This window comes from Thioalkalivibrio sp. ALJ4, from assembly GCF_000377225.1.
Lineage (GTDB): Bacteria > Pseudomonadota > Gammaproteobacteria > Ectothiorhodospirales > Ectothiorhodospiraceae > Thioalkalivibrio.
Window position 1 is genome coordinate 603,715 of the sequence record NZ_KB897917.1, and the last position, 24,762, is coordinate 628,476.

A 24,762-nucleotide genomic window follows, 5' to 3' on the forward strand; every position below is an offset into this window, starting at 1 on the left:
GATCATGTATACGCGCTACGACGACATCCCGGCCTATGACACCAAGGACGGCTCCGAAATCCGCGAGCTGATGCACCCGGATTCCCATGGTAATGCGGCCCAGAGCCTCGCCGAGGCAGTGGTCGCCCCGGGCGCGACCACGCACCTGCATCGCCATGCGCAGACCGAGGAGCTCTACCACATCACCCGCGGGCGCGGAGAGATGCGGCTCGGGGGGGAGACCTTCGAGGTGACGGTCGGGGATACCGTCTGCATCCACCCCGGTACCCCGCATAACATCCGCAATACCGGGACCGAGCCGCTGCATATCCTGTGCAGTTGCGCGCCACCCTATTCGCACGGCGACACCGAGCTCTTGTAGCCGGGGCTCGGCTTGCTCAGGCGGGGGGCGTCCGTTCCGGGCGGTCCGCCTCCGTATCCTCCTCCAGTATCAGCGTCCGCTCGCTGTCGGATTCCGCTTGCGGGGCTTGCTGTTGGGGTGCCGGGCGCTGCTTCATGCGCGCCTCCAGCGAGTCCGCCATCGCGTTGTAGGCGGCATATACCCGTTCGAAATCATCGCGTCGCCGGGCGCGGATGCGCGTGTCCAGCCGGCCTTGTCCGATCTGATCGAGGGCCCCGCGCAGAGTGTCCAGTGGCGCCTGCAGCCGTCGTGCGAGTACGTAAGCACCCAGCGAAACGGCGAGCAACGTCACCAACGCGAGCAGCGTCAGGGCCAGCAGTGTGGTCTGATTGGCGGCACGCAGCGAGCGGGTCGAGAGGCCCACCTGCAGCCGCCCGATCTCGATCTCCTGAAAGCGCACGGGTGCCTCGAACAGGAACATCTCGCGCCCGTCCGGGTCCTCCAGAGACCAGATCGCCTGGCCCCCGCGACGGGTCAGCAGGTGCTCCTCCGGGGGCGATTCAAATGGGCTGCCAAGCGATGCGCGATCGCTGCTCGCCACCACGCGCCCCTGGTGGTCCGCCACGCTCAATAGCGCGATCTCGCGATTGTCCTGCATGTCCTGCAGCCGCCCCTGTACGGCGATGGTGTCCTCCAGCAGCAGGTCCTCCGCGCTCTCCACCGAGATGATCTGCGCCAGCGTGGACCCGTAGTCGAAGGCCAGGTCCGTGATCACCTCGTTCTGTTTTTTCTGCACCAGGGCGCCGGCGGCTGCCAGCGTGATGGCCACGGTCGCTCCGAGGATTGCCGGCCAGCGCCACCGCAGCGGGATGATCCGCCGTCCGGCGCCGGCGCGTTCGCGTTCCATGCGCTCTTCGTCGATCCGTTGCAGCTCTACTAGCAGCTCTCCGGCTGACTGGTAGCGCTGGTCCGGTTGTTTCTCCAGCAGCCGTTCGACCAGCTCGATCAGCTCCGGGGGCCAATCCCGGACGATCGGGCGCAAGGGCGGTGGCGGGTCGCGCACCACTCGGGTCAGCAGCCCTTCGACCTCGTGCCCGCGAAAGGGTGTCGAGCCGGTGAGCAGTTCATACAGGACGACCCCCACCGAGTAGAGGTCCGCTCGGGCGTCGGTGGACAGGCCACGAATCTGTTCCGGAGCCATGTAGTGGGGCGAGCCGGCGACGTAGCCATCCGAATCGGCCCGCCAGGCAGGATCATTCAGGGTCTGGGCGATGCCGAAGTCCATCACCTTGATGTTCACCGTGGCGCTGGTGACGATGATGTTCTCCGGCTTGATATCGCGATGCACCACACCATTGCGGTGGGCGTAATCGAGCGCCTCGGTCAGCTGGATCGCGATCTTGAGTACGTTGCGCAATAGCAGCGGGCGGAACTGCTCGGCGAAGGCGGCGAGCGTAATCCCGTCCAGCAGTTCCATCGCGATAAACGGGCGGTCCCCGGATTCGCCGACGTCGAAGATCGTCACGATCCCCGGGTGGGTCAGTGTGCCGGCTGCGCGCGCCTCCACCAGAAACCGGCGGCGATACTCGGGCCGGCGTGCGTAGTCATCCTGCAGGCACTTGATCGCAAGTTCGCGGCGAATCTCCGGGTCGAAGCCGCGATAGATTACGGCCATCGCCCCGCGACCGATCTCCTCGCCTACGCCATAGCGACCGATGCGCTGCACGCCGGACGGCTCGTTCAGGTGTTTTCGAGCAGGATGCGCGCGACCGCGGCGAGCACCAGAATCGCCACTGCCACGCCGATCCAGCGCCAGGAGGACCGCCGGACGCCACCGACGGGCACGGCCTCGGAGCCGTCATCCCGGCGCCGGAAGATGAACTCCGCGCGCCCGAAACGGACATGGTCGCCGTCATTCAGCGTGGCCTCGTGCACCTTGCGCTGGTTCACCCAGGTGCCGTTCGTCGAGAGAAGGTTGACCACGCGGCAGGCCCCGCCGTCGTTGACCAGCCAGGCGTGTTGCGACGAGACACTGCCTTCCTGCAGCACGATGTCATTGTCGCCCTGTCGGCCGACGGACTGCTTGCCGGGTTTGAGGGTCAGGCGTTGCTGGCGGAAGGGTTCGGCGACGCCCACCAGGACGGGGTGTCCACCGGGGGGCGTTCGCGACTGCTCTGCGGTGGCTTCCGTCTCGGGCAAAGTCGCGCCCTGGAACAGCATGGTCCCTTGCGGCCCACTACGCTCGCGTTCACTGTCTCGTCCCTGATCGCTCATGCGGCCTCCATTGCGCAGCTGCGGTGTACCGCCCGAGTATGCCTTTCGCCCCAATGGCGAACAATGCACGGTGCCCCGGTCAGGCTGCTATGCTCGGAACCGTTCCCAACCCAACGGACAGGAGTATTCGCATGGAAGCAGAATCGACAGGCAACCCGCAGCTTCGCGAACTGATCGAACCACTGGTGCGCGGCAAGTTCTGGATGCAGCTGATCGGTATCATGCTGATCATCTCGGGCGTGCTCACTGCCCTGTCCATTGTCGGCATCCTGATTGCCTGGATCCCGATCTGGGCCGGGGTGGTGCTGATGCAGGCGGCGGGCGCCTCGCAGCGCGCCTTCGACAGCGCCGACCCGCTGGAGATCAAGTACGCACTAAGCCGACTGCGCATCTACTTCACCATCTTCGGCGTGCTGCTGCTGATCTACCTGGCCCTGATGATCGTCGGCATGCTGTTCGGCATTGGCGCTGGCATGATGGGCCTCGGCGCCATGGGCGAACACATGTAGGTGCGCAGCAGGCCCCCGGTCATTTGGTCGGCGGCTAGAACGGGATCTGCACCCGCATCCCGATGGCGTGATCCGTCATGTTGTTGGAGAAGCGGCCACGGTAGTCCACACGAACCGAACCGGAGTCCCCAGCGAGAATTTCCAGACCAGCGCCCATGTCCGCCACTGTGCGGTCACGGCTTCGGCTGATTCGAAACGAATCGCCGCCCCCCTGGAACGAGGCTGTAAGTTGGGTCTCGTCCGAGGTATACCGAGTGGCGCCCGCCGAGAGATAGGGGCGTACAAGTGTGTCATTTCCGGTCTCGAATTCGGTACCCCAGCGTGTACCCAGCGCGATACTGCCGGCGCGGTCGCGCTCGCTGTCCACGTCCAGTGCCTCGGGCCCACCGCTTTCGGAGAATCCACCCAGGCGGACCTGCCGGTAGCCAAGCCCGGCATAGGGCTTGAGGTAGGACCCACCTAGATCGATCTCGTACTGCGCATGGAGGTCGATCCCCAGGTGGCGTACGCGATAGTCGGCAGTGAGTTCGGATGGTTCGCCGGTGAAGTCGACGACGCGCGTGCTGTCATGCCAGCCGTAACCGCCCGACACTGACCCAGAAACCATCCACGGCCCTGGAGCATATTTGAGTACAGCGCCGGCATGCATGCGGTCCACTTCTGTCTGCGCGCCGGAATCCGACTGTACATCGCCGCGTTCGAATCCCACTCCGCCTCCGAGATGCCAGTCGTTGGCAAGTGCGCGTTGCACGCCGGTGGATACCGAGATGCTGTTTTCCTCGAATCCAGCCTGGCGCGAGGTGGAATCCTGGTCCAGATTCCGCCGTCCGAGCCGTACCCAGGCGCACTCGCCCTGGCGCACATGGACATGTGCGCCGGAGTCCACGCTGCAGCTAAGCAGGTCACTGGCGAACACGCCGGCCGCGTGGGTCGCGCTGGCGGCGCTGTTCATATGGGGCTCGGGGCTGAGCTGTTCGTAGGCCTGTGCCAATTCGGCAACATCCGAGACAGAGAGCAGGGCGCCGAACACGGTGTCGAGGTCTCCTGTTGACCCCGTCGCCCACAGCCCTTCGATAACCCCGTGCACGGACTGCTGGTTGGAGTTCAGTCCGGTTACCGTTTCGGGGATGTCGATTTCCGCGCTCAGGCCCAGCTCGCTGGCCGAGGAGAAGTCCAGTTTGTAGTCCACGAAGAGCGTATCTTGAACATTCATCCCCTCGTCCGTGACCCCGCCCGTTGCCGCGGCGATGGTGAAGCTTCCGGAATCGTCCGGAACCAGGATTCGGGGGACGACCTCGCCATTCAGGGAGGCGGTTCCGGAGATATCCAGGAAATCGGAATCGCCGGAAACCATGTCCAGGGAAACCTGATAGCGCCCAGTAGCGGTGTTGGTCCAGTCACCGGCGACCTGGGTGGTCACGATCCGATTTGTGCCACCCGGGTTGAGCCAACCGCGGTTCTCCAGCGTGCCGCCGTTTAGGTCGACGATGGCCTCGCTCTCGAACCGGCCGGCCTCCTGATTGAACAGGGCGTTACTGCCAGTTCCGAGGTCCACGTCCCCTGCCAGCAACCCCGTGTTGTAAATCGTGTCGTCGCCATCACCACCGAGTACGGCGCGCCGCGACATCGAGGTCAGCACCCCGTCGTTCCAGACCGTGTTGCTGCCCGACCCCTCGAGTTGTAGCCCATAGTATCCCGGCCCCCCGATCACCGACCCATCCGTGATCCGTACCTCGATATCGCGCGCCGACCCGCCGTCGCTGATGGCATGGATCGCCTGTTGCCCGGCCCGGATGTGGCCGGAGCTCAGGACAGACACGGCAGTCGCGGAATCCGACACCCCGCTGATCGAGGAATGGGCGACGATACCTCGGCCGTCCGCGTCAATCTCGCCGTGGTGTTCCACCCGGACCCGCGCGACCTCCACTGCATCGATCACCATGATCCCGGCCCGGTGATTGGATTGATCGACCGATATGTCGTTTATGGCCTCCCCATCGGGCTCGCCGCCTGCGCCGTCTCCTGCTTCCTGCATCTCATCGGTATTGGCCTGATTGACATGCTCCTTCTGGGCGACCTCGGCGTTCGCACGCGCCACGATGCCGTCACCCCCGGCACGGATGTCCCCGTGATTCGAAACTTTCGTGCTGGCCAGCGATCCCCCGGATATCAGGAGGATCTGCTCGCTTTCGTTTTCTTGACCCAACCGATGGTGGTATTCGGCGGAGCCTCCGGCTCCTCCGTCACCATCGTTGCCGTCCGACCCGATGCCTCCTTCGCCTCCGTCTCCGCCCACAAGTCTGGTTTCGACTTCTGCCGAGTTGGTCTGATCGAGAATCTGTACCTGTACCAGTGACACCCCACTTTCGGCGGTGATGCCGCGGCCGCCGGCAAACACGCGACCGGAGTTCTCCACTTCGACTTCGGCAAGACGGCTATGCGACAACAACACGATCTGGCCTGCCTCGTTGGATTGCGACCAGATGAGCTCTGCCAGAGTGTCCCCACCATCCCCACCATCCGCACCGGCGCCACCGTCGACATCCCCGGCGCCTCCGGCACCAGCATCGCCCGCGGTCGCGTCAAACGCATCCATTGCCTGATTGGCCTGCTCCCCTTCCTGCACCTGTACGATGTCGGTAGAGACGCGTGCGACGATGCCGCCCCCTCCCGCCTGGACCGATCCCGCGTTGCGTACCTCGGCCTGGCCGATACGCGAATCAGTCAGTACAAGGGTTTGAGCCAGCTCGTTGGACTGATTCAGGCGCAGCTCTGCCAGCGCATTGCCCCCGGCGCCACCGTCTGCACCCGTGTCTGGATCGCCGGCACCACCGTCACCGCCCGACCCGGCCACCGAGCTGGCGTCGCCTGTCACGTCGTTGATCTGTTCGACCTGTTGCACCTGGACCCGGCTCGCATCGACCTCTAGGGCCAGCCCGTATCCTTCTGCGGATACGCTTCCGGTATTGTGGATCCTTCCATGGCCCACGCTGGTCGCGGTCGCGATGTCGGTCTGGCTGGCCTCGCTCGATTGCTCAACATACCGAGTGGAAAGGGCAAGACCGCCAGGCGTGCCCGTGCTGCCCGAATCATCCACCTCGCCCGAGGGCGCGCTCAGTTCGGCCGTGCCCTGCCAGGTATTTTCCTGGATGGCATCCATGATCTGAGTGTCGGGGGTGGTCAGGATTGCTGCGACTCCGTGATCGCCGCTGGTTATATCGCCGTGGTTCTCGATCGCAAGTTCGCCCAACCGAGAATCCGCGGCCACATGGGTCTGGCCCAGCTCGTTGGCCTGCTCGACTGAGACATCACCCAGGATCACTCCCGAGCCGTCCCCGGTGATTTCGGTGCCCGTTCCCACGAAGTCCTGCCCCGAAGTATTGACCTGGTCCGTGTCGAAGACCTGGACCCGAGACGCCGAATGGTCGGCGCGCAGTCCGGCACCTCCGGCCGTTATACGGCCCTTATTCACCAGGCGGGAGCGCCCGACCGTGCTTTCCGACACCACCCGGTGCTGCCTCAGGGTATTTCGCTGCAGGCTGGACTGAATGCCTGCAGAGAGGCTGTTCTCGCCCGCCTCGGCCTGCGCTTCGAGTTCCGCAACGTTGACCTGACCGGCGCCCTGCGTCTGCAGGGTCCGTGCGCGGGAGATCAGCCGCAGGCCGTCGTCACCCGCTACGGCATGCCCGGTGTTTTCCAGGGACGTCCAGCCGGCTTGGCTTTGCACGACCATCAGGTCGCGTTCAATGTGGTTTTCCTGATCCACGTCCTGAATGACCAGCGCCGTCGCATCCACCTCGGACACGGTGGATGCCATCCCCACCATGAAGGCCGCGTTCTCTTGCTGGGGCTCGTGGTCCTCCTGCGACTCGATCCAGTCGTGCACGAGCTCGATGCCTGTGGCTTCACGGGTGAGAGGCAGGCTGTTGCGGCGGGTCAGCCACCCCTCCGACTGTTCGACGATCCGGGCTTCCATCCGGTCATCGTTAATCTGGAGGACCATCTCGATCGTCTCGTCATCGGCATGCAGTGGGGCTGCGATACTGGCACCAAGCGCGGCAGCAACCGCAAGCACGAGCGTCCGGGGCTGCGGGTAAGCGCCAAGGACTCGCTGAAATGATGTCCGACAACATGCGAACCCTTGTTCGGAAATGACGCGCATGCTGGTCCCCCTATTTGTGACAGTCGGCCCGGCCCGCTTGAGGCGGGTTCTCGAGCCTACAAGTCCCATAAATAGGTATTCGAGTGAAAGGTGACGCGTGAGTCCGGCGTTAGGTTTCGCAGCGACCGCTCGTTGGGGTACCCCCCGTACGCGTGGGCGAGCCGTAGCACGGTGCGAAAGGCTGATCCGCTCGGACGTGCTCACCGCCCTGTCCATTGTCGGCATCATCATCGCCTGGACCCCGATCTGGGCCGGTGTGATGCTCATGCGGGCGGCGGGTGTCTGGCATTGCGCATTCGACAGCAAGGACCCGTTAGAGATTTAATACGCGCTGAGCCGACTGCGCATCTACTTCACCATCTTCGGCGTGCTGCTGCTGATCTACCTGGCCCTGATGATCGTCGGCATGCTGTTCGGCATTGGCGCTGGCATGATGGGCCTCGGCGCCATGGGCGAACACATGCAGTAACCGCAGGGCCATCTCCCGCCCGGAACGGCTTCCGCAAGCCGGGGTCATAACGGCCGACCCTGGCAAGCAAGGAACAGGATCTTGGATATAGCAAGGCGACTGCGGGGACGGATGGATCCGCTATACGCGGAGGGCGAGGACACACGGCGAGGGTTTGCGGCCTGGCTGCGTGCCACGCGCATTCCGCAGGTGCGCTACATCGCGTTTCTGACCGCTGCGCTATATCTGTTGTATGCCGCCATCGAGCAGACGGTAGCCGTCGATGCGTCGGGCCAGCGGCTGCTGGCCCATGGCTTGCTGGTGCCCGGCATGTTGCTGGCCGTGGCGGCGATGACTTTCCGCGCGTCGCTCCAGCGTCCGATGTGGGCCTTGCTGATTATCGCGCCAGTGGTCGCGAATGCCGCCAACCTCTACCTGAATGCCGGTTCGCCACAGTTTCTGGTGTTCGCCCCCGAGATCTATCTGAGCATCATGTGGACCTTTGCGATCTCGGGCCTGGCCCTGCGTCAGGCCGCACTGGCCGCTACCGGGATCGTGGTGCTGGTCGTGGCGGCCAGTCTCCTCCAGACCCTGGAGACCGGCTTGCTACAGCTGCACCTGCTGTGGGTGCTGGCGGCGTTTTCGTTTGGTTGCCTGAGTGCCTTCGTGCTGGAACGGGCCCTGAAACTTACCTTCCTGCAGCAACGGGAGCTGGCGCATTCGGCGCAGGTCGACGAGCTGACCTCATTGTCGAATCGTGCGCATATCGAGCAGTTGTTCGAGGAGGAGTGTGCGCGCACCGAGCGCTATGGCCAGCCATTTTCTGTGATCCTGATCGACATCGACTACTTCAAGGCCGTGAACGATACCTGGGGCCACAGGACCGGTGACACGGTCCTCAAACAGTTCGCCGAGCTTCTGCGCCAGAACCTGCGCAAGGTGGATGCCATTGGGCGTATTGGCGGCGAGGAATTCTTCGTGCTGCTGCCACAGACCGACGCCGAGCAGGCGCAGGCGGCGGCCCGCGACCTGCAGGCCCGGATCAACGCCTTTGACTTTGACGCCGTCGGGCGGCGCACCGCGAGCTTCGGTGTGACCGAATACCGCCCGGGCGAGCGCCGGGTCGATACCTTCGACCGGGCCGACCAGGCCCTGTACGCGGCCAAGAAGAACGGACGCAACCGCATCGAGGTGCGTTGAGCCCGGACAAGGGCACAGTAGTGGATTTCCGACGGCCGCTGGTGTGGCCGGTTAGCGTGTTATCGAGGGCCGAAGTGAAAGCGGACACCGGTGCCGATGAAATTGGAACCGCTGGCATCGCTGACCACACCAAAGACGCCGGAGCGGTGATGGATACGCAGGAAGGCCTCCCAGGAACTGTCTCGTGACGCGGACGGCGCGAAGGTGACTTCGGCCATCATGAACGCCTGGGTGCGGCTGGGGCGGCGATCCTCGATGACCGGATCGCCGAAGGCACGCGAGGGGCCGATGCCCCAAGCGGCCGAGGTGTCCACCAGGTGGTCCCAGGGGAAGCGGGTCCAGCGCAGGTTGGCGGCCGCGTTTAGTTCGAAGTGATCCTGCTGACCCCAGTGCCGGGCGACATTGATCTCGCCTTCGAGATGCAGATGGTCACTGAAGCGGTGGAGGCGGCGAGAGATGCCCACGGCCGCCAGGTGCGAGTCCTGCATCGCGGTCTGGAACTGGAGGATCTCGACGAAGCGGGTGTCGGTCCAGCGAGCGCCATAGGCGAAGACCGAGATGTCTGGCCGCTGTTGCACGGCCGCTCCGTCGTCTCGGGCTGTGGCCGCCCCAATCTGACAGGCGGCCAGCAACGCGGCGAGGGCGCTGGCGCTGCGATAGCGGCTGGCGGTCGCGATGCCGTGGTCCTCCTGGCGGTACTTGTGCCGGGCGCAGTACAACAAGCGTAGACGCCCATTCTGCGCGGGGCGAGCGATCGGTTAGTGGCTCGTCACAGAACCCGCCTCCCCGTCAGCCGATAACGCCGCCATGATCGCCTCTTGCGATTGAATCAGCGTGTCCCGGGCTGCCACCCGGGTTTCGTTGTTGGGGCCTCAGGTCTTCCGGTAGATCTCCGCGCCCTTCTCGACGAATTCCACCGCCTTCTCCTGCATGCCCTTCTGCAGGGCCTCGTCAGCGCTGATGCCCTGGGCCGCGGCATAGTCGCGCACGTCCTGGGTGATCTTCATGGAGCAGAAGTTCGGGCCGCACATGGAGCAGAAGTGGGCGACCTTGTGCGCCTCCTTCGGCAGGGTCTCGTCGTGGAATTCGCGCGCGCGCTCCGGGTCCAGTGCCAGGTTGAACTGGTCCTCCCAGCGGAACTCGAAGCGCGCCTTGGACAGGGCATTGTCCTGCAGCTGCGCGCCGGGGAAGCCCTTGGCCAGGTCGGCGGCGTGGGCGGCGATCTTGTAGGTGATGATGCCGTCGCGCACGTCCTGCTTGTTGGGCAGGCCCAAATGCTCTTTCGGTGTCACGTAGCAGAGCATCGCGGTGCCGTACCAGCCGATGTTGGCCGCGCCGATGCCGGAGGTGATGTGGTCGTAGGCCGGGGCAATGTCGGTCACCAGCGGGCCAAGGGTGTAGAACGGCGCCTCGAAGCAGTCCTCCAGCTCCTTGTCGACGTTCTCCTTCACCTTCTGCAGCGGGACATGGCCGGGGCCCTCGATCATCACTTGCACGTCGTGTTTCCAGGCCTTCTGCGTCAGCTCGCCCAGGGTCTCCAGCTCGCCGAACTGGGCGGCGTCGTTGGCGTCGGCCAGGCAGCCGGGGCGCAGGCCGTCGCCCAGCGAGAACGAGACGTCGAAGGCCTGCATGATCTCGCAGATCTCGTCGAAGTGCGTATAGAGGAAGTTCTCCTGGTGATGCGCCAGGCACCACTTGGCCATGATCGAGCCGCCGCGGGAGACGATGCCGGTCACGCGGTCGGCGGTCAGCGGCACGTACTGCAGGCGCACGCCGGCGTGGATGGTGAAGTAGTCCACGCCCTGCTCGGCCTGCTCGATCAGGGTGTCGCGGAACAGCTCCCAGGTCAGATCCTCGGGTTTGCCGTCGACCTTCTCCAGCGCCTGGTAGATCGGCACGGTGCCGATCGGCACCGGCGAGTTGCGCAGGATCCACTCGCGGGTCTCGTGGATGTTTTTGCCGGTGGACAGGTCCATCAGGGTGTCGCCGCCCCAGCGCGCGGACCACACGAGCTTCTCCACCTCCTCCTCGATCGAGGAGGTGACCGCGGAGTTGCCGATGTTGGTGTTCACCTTCACCCGGAAGTTGCGGCCGATGATCATCGGCTCGAGTTCCGGGTGGTTGATGTTGGCGGGGATGATCGCGCGGCCGCGGGCGATCTCCTCGCGCACGAACTCGGGCGTGATCTCGTCCGGGATCGCGGCGCCGAACGACTCGCCGGCGTGTTGCCGCAGCAGCTTCCGGTAGCGCGGGTCGGCGCGCAGCTCCTGCAGGCGGTTGTTCTCGCGGATCGCGACGTACTCCATCTCCGGGGTGATGATGCCCTGGCGAGCGTAGTGCATCTGCGAGACGTTCGCGCCGGCCTTCGCGCGGCGCGGCGGGCGGATGTGCTCGAAGCGCAGGCGGGCCAGTTCCGGATCGGCGGCGCGGGCGCGGCCGTACTCGGAGCTCGGGCCGTCCAGCCACTCGGTGTCCGCGCGTTCGTCGATCCAGGGGCCGCGCAGGTCCGCCAGCCCCCGGTGTAGGTCGATGCTTGCGTCGGGGTCGGTGTAGGGGCCGGAGGTGTCGTAGACCGGGATCGGCGGGTTCTCTTCGGGGGTGCCGGAGGTCATCGTCGGCGTCTGCGCGACCTCGCGATACGGCACGCGGATGTCCGCGCGCGAACCCTCGACGTAACGCTTCTCGGAGTTCGGGAACGGGCGGGTGACCTCCGCGGAGACCTCGGCGGTCTTGCGGGCAAACGACTCGGGGATGGCGCTCATGATCGGACCTCTGCTGACGCGTGGGGCGAAGGGAGCGCGGGCAGGGCGATCGCGGGGGCAGGAACCCCAAGTACAGCAGACCGTTGACCGAGCTTCCCTCCGCCGGTGTTAACCGGTTCAGGTTCAAGGGGACTCTCTCAGCCCGACATGTGGTACGGGCACCCCCAGCTCTGGGCCACGATTGTAGCGCACGCGGCACACATTCGCCTGCAGGCGACAGGGTATCGAGGGTTGTTTTGCGGTACATTGCGCCTTTGTGACATTCTTCGCGCCGCCATGAGCCCCAAGAACTTCGTCTTCGAACTGTTTGGCCGTTCGCCGGTGCGCCCCCTGCAGGCGCACATGGAGAAGGTGCGCGCCTGCATCGCCGAGCTCCCGCCGTTCATCGAGGCCATGGCCCGGGATGACTGGGACACTGCGCGCGTTCAGCAGAAGAAGATCGTCAAGCTCGAGCACGAGGCCGACCGCCTGAAGAAGGACCTGCGGCTGCACCTGCCCAAGGGGATGATGCTGGCGATGTCGCGCCGCGACGTGCTCGACACCCTGCTGATCCAGGACCGCATCGCAAACATGGCCAAGGACATCGCGGGGCTGATGCTCGGACGCCAGATGCAGTTTCCGGCCAATATGCAGGGTCCATTGCAGCGCTTTCTGGATCGCAGTGTGGATGCGGTCAATCAGGCCGGGCGCGCGGTCAACGAGCTGGACGAGCTGGTCGAGGCGGGCTTTCGCGGACACGAGGTCGAGGTGGTCAACGACATCCTGACCGAGCTGGACCAGATCGAGCACGAATCCGACGAGGCCCAGCGCGAGGTACGCGAGATCCTGTTTGCCCAGGAGGCGGAGCTGCCCCCGGTGAATGTGATCTTCATGTATCGCGTGATTGATTCCATAGGCGAGCTGGCCGATCTGGCCCAGCGCGTGGGCAGCCGCCTGCAGCTGATGCTGGCCAAGTAACCACTCGCACCACGTACCGAGGACCGCATGGAATACGGCACCCTGTTGCTCGGCCTTGCAGTCATCTTCGGGCTCTTCATGGCCTGGGGTATTGGCGCCAACGATGTCGCCAACGCAATGGGTACCTCGGTCGGCTCGCGGGCCCTCAACATTCGCCAGGCGGTCTTTGTGGCCGCGGTGTTCGTGTTTGCCGGGGCGTGGCTGGCGGGCGGCGAGGTGACGCAGACCATCCGCAGCGGGATGGTGGACTCGGCACTGCTCGCGGACAGTCCTTCGCTGCTGGTCTACGGCATGCTCGCGGCGCTGGCGGCGGCGGGCACCTGGCTATTGACCGCTTCCTATTTCGGCTGGCCGGTCTCCACCACGCACTCCATCATCGGCGCGATCATCGGCTTTGCGGTGGTGGGCCTCGGATTTGAAGTGGTGCGCTGGGAGCGCGTCGGGACCATCGCGATCTCCTGGGTGCTGTCCCCGATGATCGGCGGGATGATCGCCTTCGCGCTGTTCCGCAGCATCCAGTTGCTGATCCTCGACACCGTCGACCCGTTGAAAAACGCCAAGCGCTGGGCGCCGCTGTATATCTTTCTGACGGCCTTCGTGACTGCGCTGGTCACGATGTTCAAGGGGCTGACGCACGTCGGGCTGGACCTCACTACCGCCCAGGCCTACAGCTTCGCCGTACTGATCAGCGTGGCGGTGGTGGTGGTCGGACTCTTCGCGATCCGGCGCCTGCGTTTCGAGGAGGCCTCCTTGCAAGCCCACGGCTCGCACTTCAGCGATGTCGAGAAGGTCTTCGGCGTGATGATGGTCGTCACCGGTTGTGCGATGGCCTTCGCGCTGGGCTCCAACGATGTCGCGAACGCGGTCGGGCCGCTGGCCGCGGTGGTGGACGTGATCCAGACTGGCGAGGTGGACCCGGAGACCGTGGTGCCGATGTGGGTCCTGCTGCTGGGCGGCTTCGGGATCGTGTTCGGGCTGTTTACCTATGGCCACAAGGTGATCGCCACGGTCGGCACCGGCATCACCCAGCTGACGCCCAGCCGCGGTTACGCGGCCACCGCGGCGGCGGCTGCGACCGTCGTACTGGCCTCCGGTACCGGGCTGCCAATCTCCACCACCCATACGCTGGTGGGGGCGATCCTGGGTGTCGGCATGGCGCGCGGGATCGCCGCGATCGACCTGCGCCTGGTGCGCATGATCTTCATGTCCTGGATCGTGACCCTGCCGGCCGGGGCGATCCTGGCCATCGTGTTCTTCTTCATTCTGCGCGGGTTGCTCGGTTAGCTGCAGAGGCGGCAAGCCCTGGCCCTAATAAAGCGGCCCCCCTAACAAGAAAGGCCCGTCTCGCTGGACGGGCCTTTCTTGTTAGCAAGCCTTGCGGTGGTGTCATCCGCCGGTCATGGACATGAAGCGCATGACCTTCTCCGGGCGTTCCGAGAACTCGTGACGCTCGGGTTTCAGGTTGATCGCCTGGATTACCAGGTCTTCCAGCTCCGAGTCGCTGCAGCCTTCGCGCAGGTAGGGGCGCAGGTTCAGGCTGTGTTCGTTGCCCAGGCAGGTGTAGATGGTGCCATCCACCGACAGGCGCACGCGATTGCAGGTGTCGCAGAAGTGCTGCGAGATCGGGGTGATGAAGCCGATGCGCACGTCGGTATCCGGGATCTGCATGTAGCGCGCCGGGCCGCCGCCGGGCATCACGCCGGGGACGAGGTTGTAGCGCTGCTCCAGACGGGCGCGCACGTCCTGCAGGTTCACGTAGTGACCCTCTTTTGCCTCGCGGCCAGTGTCGCCCATCGGCATGGTCTCGATGAAGCGCAGAGTGAAGCCGTGTTCGATGCAGAAGTCGACCATGTCCTCGACCTCCGGCTCGTTGATCCCGCCCATCACCACCATGTTGATCTTGATTGGGTCGAGCCCGGCGGCCTTGGAGGCCATCAGGCCGTCCAGCACCTTCTCCAGCTTGCCGCCGGTGATCTCCTTGAAGACCTCGGGTTTGAGCGAGTCGAGGCTGACGTTGATGCGGGCCACGCCGGCGTCCTTCAGCTCCTGGGCATGGCGCGCCATGCGCGTGGCATTCGTGGACAGCGAGATGTCGTTGATGCCGGGCAGGGCGTTCAGGCGCGCGGCCAGATCCGGGAGGTTCTTGCGCACCAGCGGCTCGCCGCCGGTCAGGCGCACGCGGCGGGTGCCGAGTCGCCCGAAGGCCCCCATCACGCGCTCGATCTCCTCGAAGCTCAGCCAGTGCTCCGGCTCCTCGAAGTCACGAAAGCCCTTGGGCATGCAGTAGAAGCAGCGCAGATCGCAGCGGTCGGTAACCGAGAGACGGACATATTCGATGCGGCGGCCGAAGGCGTCGACCAGGGCGTTCTCGTCCTTGAGGGCGTGTTGCATACGGTGTCCCGTCCTGCCGCTGGGGGCGATATGTTTCATGGTACACATCGTAGACCACTTTTCCGTGATTGCCACAACAAGGCCCCAGATTCGATGCGGCAATAAATAAATTCTCTCGCAGATTATTTCTGCTTATTCCTAGATAAGAACTTTTCGTTAGCCAAAAGGCTTCTTTATGGCCAATATGCCCAGCGTGAATAAGCAAACCATAATCTATGGGGTCGCCTGAATGAGTGCCTTACCCGAGTTCGAGAACCACAGCGAGCAGGAGATCAAGTACACCACCTGCTACATGTGTGCCTGCCGCTGCGGCATCAAGGTTACGGTCCAGAACAACAAGGTCCGCTATATCCAGGGCAACCGGCACCACCCGATCAACAAGGGTGTGCTGTGTGCCAAGGGCAACGCCGGCATCATGAAGCAACAGTCCCCGGCGCGCCTGCACCAGCCGATGCGCCGCAAGCCGGGTACCGAGCGCGGCGCCGGCGAGTTCGAGCCGATCTCCTGGGACGAGGCCCTGGACATGCTGTCCACGCGTCTGCAGAAGATCCGCGAGACCGACCCGCGCAAGCTGGCGTTCTTTACCGGCCGCGACCAGATGCAGGCCCTGACCGGCCTGTGGGCGACCCAGTTCGGTACCTACAACTGGGCGGCCCACGGCGGCTTCTGCTCGGTCAACATGGCCACCGGCGGCCTGTACACCACCGGTTTCGCGTTCTGGGAATTCGGCGACCCCGACTGGGACCGCACCAAGTACCACATGCTCTGGGGCGTGGCGGAAGACCATGCCTCCAACCCGATCAAGATCGGGCTGGAGAAGCTCAAGCGCCGCGGCGGCAAGTTTGTCGCCATCAACCCGGTGCGCACCGGCTACCAGGCGATCGCCGACGAGTGGGTGGGCATCAAGCCCGGTACCGACGGCCTGTTCGCGCTGTCGATGCTGCACGTGCTGCTGAAGAACGATCAGTTCGACTGGGATTTCCTGGTGCGCTACACCAACGCCACCCAGCTGGTCGTGCAGACCCCGGGGCAGAAGGGCGATGGCCTGATCCTGCGTGACGAGGCCGGCAACCCGCTGGTCTGGGAACTGGAGCAGGAAGCGTTCGTCGACGGCACCCAAGTCGATATCAAGCCGGCGCTGTTCGGCGAGTACACCGCGCCCGATGGCCGCCCGGTCAAGACCGTGATGACGCTGCTGGCCGAGCGCTATCTGTCGGAGGAGTATTCCCCGGAAAATACCGCCAAGATCACTGGCGTGCCGGCCGACCAGACCGAGCGTCTGGCGCTGGAGATGGCGCACGTCGCGTTCAAGGAGACGATCGAGCTCGACATCGAGTGGACCGACTCCTGGGGCCGCAAGCACGACAAGGTGTTCGGCCGTCCGGTCTCCATGCACGCGATGCGCGGCATCTCCGCGCACTCCAACGGCTTCCAGACCTGCCGCGCGATCCATCTGCTGCAGATCATGCTGGGCTCGGTGGACTGCCCTGGTGGTCACCTGGCCAAGCCGCCGTACCCCAAGCACGTCCCGCCGGGCATCAAGCCGGCCAAGGAATGCGCGCCGAACACCCCGCTGAAGAGCCCGCCGCTCGGTTTCCCGACCGCGCCGGAGGACCTGGTCATCGATGACGACGGCAACCCGCTGCGCATCGACAAGGCCTTCTCTTGGGATGCCCCGATCTCCAACCATGGCCTGATGCACATGGTGGTGACCAACGCGGTCAACGGCGATCCCTACCCGATCGACACGCTGATCTTCTTCATGGCGAACATGTCCTGGAACTCCTCGATGAATACCGCCGAGGTGATGGACATGCTGCGGGCGAAGGACGACAGCGGCGAGTACAAGATCCCGTTCCTGGTGGTCGCGGACGCGTTCCACTCGGAGACGGTCAACTTTGCCGATCTGGTGCTCCCGGACACGACCTATCTGGAGCGTTACGACACGATCTCCATGCTGGACCGCCCGATCTCCGAGCCGGCCGCGGCGGCGGACTCCATCCGCCACCCGATCCTCGAGGTCGACCGCGACGTGCGTCCCTGGCAGGAGGTCATGGTCGAGCTGGCCGGTCGTCTGAAGTTCCCGGCGTTCACCAACGACGACGGCAGCCGCAAGTTCGACGATTACAAGGACTTCATCGTCAACTTCGAGAAGGAGCCGGGGATCGGCTTTTTGTCCGGCTACCGCGGCAAGGACGGCCAGACCCACCTGCGTGGCGAGCCGAACCCGAAGCAGTGGGAGGCGTACATCGAGAACCAGGGGTTCTTCGTGCATCACCTGGCGCCGAACCAGCAGTTCTACCGCTACGCGAACAAGGAGTACTTGGAGCTGGCCAAGCACGCCGGCTGGGTGGGCAAGACCGATCCGATCACGATCGAGCTCTATTCCGAGACCCAGCAGCGCTTCAAGCTGGCCGGCCAGGGCCTGTATGACGGTCCGCAGCCGACCAAGCAGGAGCACAAGGATCGCCTGACCCAGTTCTTCGATCCGCTGCCGATCTGGCACAAGCCGCTGGAGCAGACCCGTATCGACGAGGACGAGTACCCGTTCTACGCGGTCAACCAGCGCCCGATGTTCATGTACCACTCCTGGGACTCGCAGAACGCCTGGCTGCGTCAGATCTGCGCCCAGAACTACCTGTACATGAACCGCAGCAAGGCCGAGTCCATGGGCATCGAGGACCTGTCCTGGGTGTGGATGGAATCGCACAACGGCAAGGTCCGTGTGCAGGTCAAGCTGATCGAGGGCTGCGAGCCGAGCACCGTCTGGACCTGGAACGCGATCGGCAAGCAGAAGGGCGCCTGGGGCCTGAAGCCGGACGCGAACGAGTCCAACAAGGGCTTCCTGATGAACCACCTGATCAGCGAGCTGCTGCCGAAGAAGGGCGATCCGGTGGACAACATCACCAACTCCGACCCAGTAACCGGCCAGGCCGCGTGGTACGACCTGAAGGTCAAGATCACCCCGGCCGATCCGGAAGAGGCCAGCACCTGGCCCGACTTCGACACGGTCAAGCCGGCCCCCGGCATGTCCGAGGCCCCGGATCAGCTGCGCTACGCCGCGCACAAGCCGGTGCACCTGAATCGTTCCATCCGTGACGTGCTGACCCGCGGCTCGCTGGACGAAGACCGCTAGGCATCACGGATCCGGGCCATGCCGCCGGCCCCGGCCGGCGGCCCGAGGAAATTTGAGGAGTAGTTGTATGCGACTTGGACTCGTAATCGACATGGACACCTGCGTGGGCTGTCACGCCTGTGCGGTGGCCTGCAAGCAGTGGAACACCAGCGGCACCACCGGTGCGCTGACCGACTATCGCCCGTACGGCGAGGACCCGAGCGGCGTCTGGTTCAACCGCGTGCGCCACTACGAGGTCGGGGACTACCCCAACAACAAGACCGTCAACATCCCGATGTCCTGCATGCACTGCCAGCATGCCGACTGCGTGAATGTCTGCCCGACCGGCGCTTCCTACAAGCGTCCGGAAGACGGCATCGTGCTGGTCGACCAGGACAAGTGCATGGGCTGTAACTACTGTGCCTGGGCCTGCCCCTACGGTGCGCGCGAGCTGGACCGCGAAGACGGCGTGATGAAGAAGTGCACGCTGTGCGTGGACCGCATCTACGACGAGGCCCTGCCGCCGGAAGAACGCCAGCCGGCCTGCGTGATCACCTGCCCGGCCCATGCCCGGTTCTTCGGTGACTTCGACGACGACAACTCCGAGGTCAGCCGCCTGGTGCGCGAGCGTGGCGGCGTGAAGCAGATGCCGGAGCTGGGCTACAAGCCGGTCAACACCTATCTGCCCCCGCGTATCACCCGTCCCATCCCCATCGACGACGTGCGGGCCAACCGTCTGGTCAGCTCGGTGAAGGACTGGGTCAACAAGATGGTCGCGCGCTAGGCGCGGCCCGATCGGGAGAATTCATATGCATCCGGCATTTTCCGTCATCCTGTTTACCGTCATCTCCGGTGCGGGCTACGGCCTGTTCATCCTGCTGGCGGCCTTCCACCTCGCGGGCATCGGTCCGGCCATGAGCCACGGCGAGCTGCTGGCACACGGCGCGGTCTCGCTGGGGATGATCACCCTGGGGCTGATGCTTTCCACCGGCCACCTGGCGAACAAGAAGAACGCCTGGCGCTCGTTCATGCGCTTCAAGACCTCCTGGCTGTCGCGCGAGGCCGTGTTCGCGGTGCTGTTCTATCCCTTCGCCGGGATCTATGGCCTGGGCGTCCTGCTGCAGGGCGCGGCCATCGGGCCGTTGCCGGCGCTGGCCGGCGTGATCGCCGCCGTGCTGGCCGTGATCACCCTGTTCTCCACGGGGATGATCTACGGTTGTCTGAAGACCATCCGCCAGTGGAACACCGCGCTGACCCCGGCCAACTACATCATGCTGGGCATCGCGACCGGCACCACGCTGTTTGCCGCCATTGCCACCGTGTTCGGCAATGCCACGGCGATGCATGCGGGTGTCGCGATGGTCGCGCTGGTTGCTGCCGCCGTGCTGAAGGCGATCTACTACTTCTGGATCTCGCGCGTGAATGGCCCGACGATCAATACCGCCACCACCTTCAACCGTGCGACCGTGCGCCTGCTGGATACCGGCCACACCGCCGGCACCTTCCTGACCGACGAGTTCGGCTACGACCCGCGCAAGGACACCATCGACAACGTGAAGATGGGCGTCTTCCTGCTCGGCTTTGTGGCCCCAGTCCTGGTGTTCGCGTCGATCCTGTCAGGCGCCCCGGCCGGCATCGCCTGGCTGGCCGCTGTCTCGAGCCTGATCGGTATCGGCATGGAGCGGTGGCTGTTCTTCGCCGAGGCCAAGCACGTCGTGCGCCTGTACCACGGTGCCCAGACCTGCACCAACTCCCTGGCCGAGCCCGCTCGCGGCCGTACCTCGGTCGCGCCGGTCACGGACCCGACCGACGCGCGCCGCTGGGAGCTGGGGGATACCCCCGGGGGCTCCGGCTCCTGATGTCAGCCGGCCTTCGGCGGTTGCCGGGCGCAGTTGCCGGGTGACCACCGAGGGGGGGCTCGTCAGGGAATACCCAACTAAAACGGGCCAGCATGCTGGCCCGTTTTTTTATGGTGCCTGGTTTCCCCAAGGCGGGTTATTTCGCCTTGTCGTCCTCGTGCATGCCATGAAGGATGAAGTAGCCGACGTACACGAAGAACGCCACGATGCCCACCAGGGTCAGGATCGTCAGGATCCCGATGGGCGATTGAAACATGATTTCAGTCAACATCACGCACTCCCGGTTGCAGTGGTCACCTTCAAGCTAGCGCTGCTGCCGGGGCTTCGATTTGATCTGGATCAAGGGAGTGGCGGCATTTGCCGGTCAGGATGCCGGATCGCCGCGCTGGCCGGGCCAGGGCATGTTGGAAGCGGAACTGATGTTGCGCCCGAGAGGGTGAGCCGGGGTTTCGCGAAGCACGGCTTCGCGCCGGCGAACGCCCCGAGGCTGTCGCCGAGGGGGTGACTTGCGATGCCGTGCCGCTGCGCAGGCCTTGATTCGACGGGGGCGCGGCGTTGGGCTCGGGGGTGTTCAGGCGGCGCGCCCGAGAGGATGGCTTCGCCGCCTTTGGCGGCTCGGTCCTTCGGACCGGTGCAGCCGTTGGCTGCACCGCGATGTCGGCCCGCTTCGCGGGCCTCGATTCGAACGGAGGTTCGCGGGGTTGGCTCCGAGGGCGTTTAAACGTCGCGCCCGAGAGGATGGCTGCGCGACCTGCGGTCGCTTGGCCCTTCGGGCCGGCACCGCCTGCGGCGGTACCGCGCGTCGGCCCGCTGCGCGGGCCTCGGCTCGAACGGAGGTTCTCATCGGGCCCTCGGGGCACACCCCCATAAAGAAGAAGGGCCCGCTAGGGGCCCTTCTTCTTTATGATGGCGCGCCCGAGAGGATTCGAACCTCTGACCTCTGCCTCCGGAGGGCAGCGCTCTATCCAGCTGAGCTACGGGCGCAAGACGAGTAATGATACGGGGCGCTGAACGGGTCCGTCCAGCGCATTTTTGACTGCCCTACTGGGTTTGTGGTCTCGAGAGGGACGATGCCCTATACTCGGCGCCCGATTTGCGCGCCTGGCGCGTGGGAATACTTGGGCTAGGAACCATTACGGCCGCGCGCGGCCCGCACCTTTCGGAGGGAGAGCAAGTGGCGAATCAACCGATCAAGATGGACACCGGTAACAAGGTGTTGATGTTCATCGCATCCGTGGCGCTGCTCGCCACTGTGATCTACCTGTTGATCCAGTTGGCGAACTTCATGGGAGGGCTCCAGCTAGGCGAGCCCAGTGAGGCCGAGCGCGATCGGATCGTCGAACGCATCCAGCCGATCGGTCGCGTGGCCTCCGGTCCGGTCGATATGGAGGAAGAGACCGCCGACCTGAGTCCGGGTGACATCTACAGCAATGTCTGTGCGGCCTGTCACGACACCGGGGCCTCCGATGCCCCGATCAAGGGCGACTCCGACGCCTGGGCCGCCCGCCTCGACGAGCGCAGCCTGGACGAGGTGTTCGACAACTCCATCAACGGCATAGGTGCGATGCCGGCTCGCGGCGGTGATTCCAGCCTGAGTGACGAGGAAGTGAAGCTGGTGGTGGTCTACATGCTGGACGAAGCCGGTATTGATCACGGCTGGGAGCCCGAAGACGCTAACGGCGATGAGAACGGCAATGGTGACGAAAACGGTAACGGCGAGGCCGTGACCGAAGATGACGATGCCGCTGTCGAGGACGACGAAGCACTGGAAGGGATTGCCCTGGATACCGGTGACGTGAGTCGTGGCGAGTCCCTGTACAGCACCTGCATCGCTTGCCATGGTGCCCAGGGTCAGGGTTCCCCCGCGTTCCCGAAGATTGCCGGCCAGACCGCCGAGTACACCGCCGACAAGCTCGTGCGCTACCGTGCCGGCGAGACCGTGGGTGACCGCACGGCCCTGATGGCGCCGAATGCGGCCCGCCTGTCGGACCAGGACATTGCCGACCTGGCGGTGTACGTCGCGACCTTCGAAGACTGATCGGTTTCGATCCGATCTCAAGGCCCGCGTCGGCAGCTGCCGTGCAGGCCTTTTCTTTGCCTGGTTACTGGGTGCGCCAGTGATCCAGCGCGCGATAGCTGAGCGCCTCGGTCAGGTGACCGGTCGTGATCGGGTCGCTGGGTTCGAGGTCGGCGATCGTCCGCGCGAGGCGCAGGATGCGGTGGTAGGCGCGTGCCGACAGGCGAAAGCGCTCCGCAGCGCGGTCCAGCAGGGCGCGGTCGCCTGCCTCCAGGGTGGCGTGCTGGTCCAGCATCTGGCCCGCCAGTTCGCGATTGAGGGAGCCCTGGCGTTGCCGCTGGCGTTCCTGCGCCAGGGCGACGCGTTGCGCGACGGTCCTGGAGTCTTCGCCGGGTTCGCCATGCGAGGCCAGTTCGGGCGGCGGGATGCGCGGGACCTCGATCGCCAGGTCGATGCGGTCCAGTAGCGGCGCGGACAGGCGTCGCCGGTGGCGCGCCATCTGTTCCGGGGAGCACTGGCAGCGCGCCCCGAGGTCGCAGTCGAAGCCCTGTGGACAGGGGTTCATCGCCGCTACCAGCTGGAACCGGGCGGGAAACTCGGCCTGCCGGGCGGCTCGGGCGATATGAATCGTCCCGGTCTCAAGCGGCTCGCGCAGGACATCGAGCACACTGCGCTGGAATTCGGTCAGCTCGTCCAGAAACAGCACGCCGTGATGCGCCAGCGAGATCTCGCCCGGGCGTGGTGTGGAGCCACCACCGACCAGTGCGACCCCCGAGGCCGTGTGGTGGGGCGAGCGGAACGGTCGGGCGCGCCAGTCGCGCTGCAGGTGGCCGGTGTCGCGCAGACTGTGGATCGCGGCGGTCTCCAGTGCTTCCGCCTCGGACATCGGTGGCAGGATGCCTGGTATGCGTGCGGCCAGCATGGACTTGCCGCTGCCGGGCGGGCCGACCATTAACAGGTGGTGGCCACCCGCGGCCGCGATCTCCAGTGCGCGACGTGCCTGGTGCTGACCGCGCACATCGGCCAGGTCGGGGTAGCGATCCGGTTCCGCTTCGACGGGTCGGCCCTCGTCCAGCTCCCCTTGACCCTGCAGCCCGGCGCAGACCGCGATCAGGTGGTCGGCGGTGCGCACCCGCGCGGCGCTGGCCAGTGCCGCCTCGGCCCCGTCCTCGGGGTTCACGATCAGCTCGCGCGCCTCATTAGCGGCTGCCAGTGCGGCGGCCAGCGTCCCGCCGACCGGCCGCAGGGTCCCGTCCAGTCCCAGTTCGCCCAGAAACTCGCGCCCTTCGAGGGCGCTGCCCGGGATCTGCTGGCTGGCGGCGAGGATGCCCAATGCGATGCCGAGGTCGAAACGCCCGCCATCCTTCGGCAGGTCGGCCGGGGCCAGGTTGACGGTGATGCGGCGGCGGGGAAAGTCGAAGCCGCTGGTCTGGATGGCCGCGCGGACGCGGTCGCGGCTCTCGCGCACGGCCGCCTCCGGCAGGCCGACAATCTGGAATGACGGCAGGCCGTTGGCCAGGTGAGTCTCGATGGTGACCAGCGGTGCCTGGATCCCGGCGACCGCACGGGCATGGCTGATGGCAATGGGCATCCTTGCCCTCCCTGTTGCGGGTCCGGGCCTCCGTGCCCGGTGGTTCTATGGGGAGTGTGTTACTCCGCGGTCTTGCGTTCGGCCTCGAGGGCCTCCACGCGGGCTTCCAGCTCGGCCAGGCGTTCGCGGGTGCGTTCCAGCAGCGCAACCTGGACGTCGAAGTCCTCGCGGGTGACCAGGTCCATGCGCTCGAAGCCGTGCTGCAGCGACGAGCGGACCTGACGCTGGACATCCTCCTGCATATGGCGCACCGACTCCGGCAGGCTCTCGGTGATCCGGCGCGCGAGATCGTCAAAGCGTTTGGGGTCGATCATGGGCCGTTCTCTTCTTTTGATTCGAGGATGTATTTAGTGTAGCGCGTCGCGCGGATCGTTACTGCGAGGCGGAGCGCCCGCCATCCACCGGGATCACCTGTCCGGTGATGTAGGGCGCATCCAGCAGCAGAAAGCGTACCGTACGGGCGATGTCGTCGGGGTGGCCCTCGCGTTTGAGGGCGGTGCGCTCGACCATCGCTTCGTGCGTCCCGGCATTGTTCGGATCCTCGGGCGAGAGGATTGCGCCGGGTGCGACGCCGTTAACACGCACGTCCGGGCCCAGTTCGCGGGCATAGGCCTGGGTCAGGGCCCAGAGTCCCGCCTTCGCCGCGGAATACACGGGGTAACCCTTCAGCGGGCGCAGGGCATGAATGTCCACGATGTTGACCACTGCGCCCCGGGTGCGCGCGAGCGCCGGCGCACAGGCCTGGGTCAGAAATGTGGGGGCCTTCAGGTTGGACCCGACCAGGTCATCCCATGCCTGCGTATCGATCGCGCCGACCGGGGTCGCGTAGAAGGTCGAGGCATTGTTGACCAGGTAATCCAGCCGCCCCCAGGCCTCTTCCGCCTCGCGTGCCAGGCGCTGGATGTCGTTCAGGTTCAGCAGGTCGGCTTGCAGGATGCGCGCGCTGTCCTCGCGCCGGGCATTCAGCGAGTCGGCCAGGGCGGCAGCGTCGTCGCGCGACCCTCGATAGTGAATGAGCACGCGCAGGCCCTCGCCGTGCAGCCAGCGCACGATGGTCGCGCCGACCCGGCGCGCGGATCCGGTGACCAGCACCACGCCGGTTTCCGATCGCTCTCCCTGTGTGTGTTCCGTCACGTC

Annotated in this window: 19 protein-coding genes, 1 tRNA gene, 1 pseudogene and 1 riboswitch; of the genes and pseudogenes, 10 read left to right on the plus strand and 11 right to left on the minus strand. The window is 65.3% G+C overall.

The genetic code is table 11. The annotated features are described in order from the left end of the window. Positions 1-4 precede the first annotated feature (4 nt). Positions 5-361: a cupin domain-containing protein gene (locus C936_RS0102900; RefSeq protein WP_018139867.1), complete on the plus strand. Its 357-nt coding sequence runs from the start codon at positions 5-7 to the stop codon at positions 359-361. Between the two features lie 16 nt (positions 362-377). Here C936_RS0102900 and C936_RS0102905 read toward each other — a convergent pair whose 3' ends face one another. Together C936_RS0102905 and C936_RS0102910 are read right to left on the minus strand one after the other, a co-directional pair. Beyond that, complete coding sequence (locus C936_RS0102905) at positions 378-2,066, minus strand: serine/threonine-protein kinase (RefSeq protein ID WP_018175135.1); 1,689 nt, start codon at positions 2,064-2,066, stop codon at positions 378-380. A 14-nt stretch (positions 2,067-2,080) separates the two neighbouring features. After that, the gene (locus C936_RS0102910; protein WP_018175136.1) at positions 2,081-2,614 is read right to left on the minus strand and encodes an FHA domain-containing protein; all 534 of its coding nucleotides are present in this window, start codon (positions 2,612-2,614) and stop codon (positions 2,081-2,083) included. 131 nt (positions 2,615-2,745) lie between these two features. Between C936_RS0102910 and C936_RS0102915 the strand changes: the two genes are divergently transcribed. Then, positions 2,746-3,123 carry a DUF5362 family protein gene (locus C936_RS0102915; RefSeq protein ID WP_018139869.1) on the plus strand — a complete coding sequence of 126 codons (378 nt, stop codon included), beginning with the start codon at positions 2,746-2,748 and terminating at the stop codon, positions 3,121-3,123. A 34-nt stretch (positions 3,124-3,157) separates the two neighbouring features. On the opposite strand, the gene C936_RS0102920 is transcribed toward C936_RS0102915, so the two are convergent. Continuing rightward, the gene (locus C936_RS0102920; RefSeq protein ID WP_018649168.1) at positions 3,158-7,198 is read right to left on the minus strand and encodes an autotransporter domain-containing protein; all 4,041 of its coding nucleotides are present in this window, start codon (positions 7,196-7,198) and stop codon (positions 3,158-3,160) included. A 268-nt stretch (positions 7,199-7,466) separates the two neighbouring features. On the opposite strand from C936_RS0102920, the pseudogene C936_RS15075 reads away from it, so the two are divergent. Continuing rightward, a pseudogene (locus C936_RS15075) lies at positions 7,467-7,754 on the plus strand (DUF5362 family protein); the annotation flags it as partial. Between the two features lie 111 nt (positions 7,755-7,865). Then, positions 7,866-8,933, plus strand: a complete 1,068-nt coding sequence (locus C936_RS0102935; RefSeq protein WP_012981553.1) for a diguanylate cyclase — start codon at positions 7,866-7,868, stop codon at positions 8,931-8,933. A 59-nt stretch (positions 8,934-8,992) separates the two neighbouring features. Here the strand turns inward: C936_RS0102935 and C936_RS0102940 are convergent, their stop codons facing one another. Together C936_RS0102940 and thiC are read right to left on the minus strand one after the other, a co-directional pair. Next, positions 8,993-9,652, minus strand: coding sequence for a hypothetical protein (locus tag C936_RS0102940; RefSeq protein ID WP_018138206.1), 660 nt, complete (start codon positions 9,650-9,652; stop codon positions 8,993-8,995). Between the two features lie 153 nt (positions 9,653-9,805). Beyond that, positions 9,806-11,695: a phosphomethylpyrimidine synthase ThiC gene (thiC, locus tag C936_RS0102950; RefSeq protein WP_018138208.1), complete on the minus strand. Its 1,890-nt coding sequence runs from the start codon at positions 11,693-11,695 to the stop codon at positions 9,806-9,808. A 77-nt stretch (positions 11,696-11,772) separates the two neighbouring features. Then, positions 11,773-11,871: riboswitch (TPP riboswitch) on the minus strand. Between the two features lie 100 nt (positions 11,872-11,971). Between thiC and C936_RS0102955 the strand changes: the two genes are divergently transcribed. Together C936_RS0102955 and C936_RS0102960 are read left to right on the plus strand one after the other, a co-directional pair. Beyond that, positions 11,972-12,652 carry a TIGR00153 family protein gene (locus tag C936_RS0102955; protein ID WP_012981556.1) on the plus strand — a complete coding sequence of 227 codons (681 nt, stop codon included), beginning with the start codon at positions 11,972-11,974 and terminating at the stop codon, positions 12,650-12,652. 27 nt (positions 12,653-12,679) lie between these two features. Then, positions 12,680-13,936 carry an inorganic phosphate transporter gene (locus C936_RS0102960; RefSeq protein WP_012981557.1) on the plus strand — a complete coding sequence of 419 codons (1,257 nt, stop codon included), beginning with the start codon at positions 12,680-12,682 and terminating at the stop codon, positions 13,934-13,936. A 102-nt stretch (positions 13,937-14,038) separates the two neighbouring features. On the opposite strand, the gene moaA is transcribed toward C936_RS0102960, so the two are convergent. Then, positions 14,039-15,043: a GTP 3',8-cyclase MoaA gene (moaA, locus tag C936_RS0102965; protein WP_018175140.1), complete on the minus strand. Its 1,005-nt coding sequence runs from the start codon at positions 15,041-15,043 to the stop codon at positions 14,039-14,041. Between the two features lie 229 nt (positions 15,044-15,272). On the opposite strand from moaA, the gene C936_RS0102970 reads away from it, so the two are divergent. The 3 genes from C936_RS0102970 to C936_RS0102980 all read left to right on the plus strand — a co-directional run bounded on the left by C936_RS0102970 (position 15,273) and on the right by C936_RS0102980 (position 20,017). Continuing rightward, positions 15,273-18,179, plus strand: coding sequence for a molybdopterin oxidoreductase family protein (locus C936_RS0102970; protein WP_018175141.1), 2,907 nt, complete (start codon positions 15,273-15,275; stop codon positions 18,177-18,179). A 67-nt stretch (positions 18,180-18,246) separates the two neighbouring features. Then, complete coding sequence (locus C936_RS0102975) at positions 18,247-18,942, plus strand: 4Fe-4S dicluster domain-containing protein (RefSeq protein ID WP_018175142.1); 696 nt, start codon at positions 18,247-18,249, stop codon at positions 18,940-18,942. Between the two features lie 25 nt (positions 18,943-18,967). Then, entirely contained in the window at positions 18,968-20,017 is a 1,050-nt protein-coding gene (locus tag C936_RS0102980) for a DmsC/YnfH family molybdoenzyme membrane anchor subunit (protein WP_012981561.1), read from the plus strand. 136 nt (positions 20,018-20,153) lie between these two features. On the opposite strand, the gene C936_RS15175 is transcribed toward C936_RS0102980, so the two are convergent. Together C936_RS15175 and C936_RS0102990 are read right to left on the minus strand one after the other, a co-directional pair. Beyond that, the gene (locus tag C936_RS15175) at positions 20,154-20,288 is read right to left on the minus strand and encodes a hypothetical protein (RefSeq protein WP_012981562.1); all 135 of its coding nucleotides are present in this window, start codon (positions 20,286-20,288) and stop codon (positions 20,154-20,156) included. Between the two features lie 636 nt (positions 20,289-20,924). Continuing rightward, positions 20,925-21,001 (minus strand) — tRNA-Arg (locus C936_RS0102990). A gap of 190 nt (positions 21,002-21,191) precedes the next feature. Here C936_RS0102990 and C936_RS0102995 point away from each other — a divergent pair. Then, a complete protein-coding gene (locus C936_RS0102995; RefSeq protein WP_012981564.1) occupies positions 21,192-22,055 on the plus strand; it encodes a c-type cytochrome in 864 nt (287 codons plus the stop codon). A gap of 64 nt (positions 22,056-22,119) precedes the next feature. On the opposite strand, the gene C936_RS0103000 is transcribed toward C936_RS0102995, so the two are convergent. From C936_RS0103000 to C936_RS0103010, 3 genes are read right to left on the minus strand one after another with little or no spacing between them, the layout of a single operon-like run. Continuing rightward, on the minus strand, positions 22,120-23,625 hold the full coding sequence (locus tag C936_RS0103000) for a YifB family Mg chelatase-like AAA ATPase (protein ID WP_012981565.1): 1,506 nt from the start codon (positions 23,623-23,625) through the stop codon (positions 22,120-22,122). Positions 23,626-23,684: 59 nt separating this feature from the next. After that, positions 23,685-23,939 carry an accessory factor UbiK family protein gene (locus C936_RS0103005; RefSeq protein WP_012981566.1) on the minus strand — a complete coding sequence of 85 codons (255 nt, stop codon included), beginning with the start codon at positions 23,937-23,939 and terminating at the stop codon, positions 23,685-23,687. A gap of 58 nt (positions 23,940-23,997) precedes the next feature. Next, positions 23,998-24,720 (minus strand): pteridine reductase, encoded by a 723-nt coding sequence (locus C936_RS0103010; protein WP_018138211.1) that lies wholly within the window; start codon positions 24,718-24,720, stop codon positions 23,998-24,000. Positions 24,721-24,762: the final 42 nt, after the last annotated feature.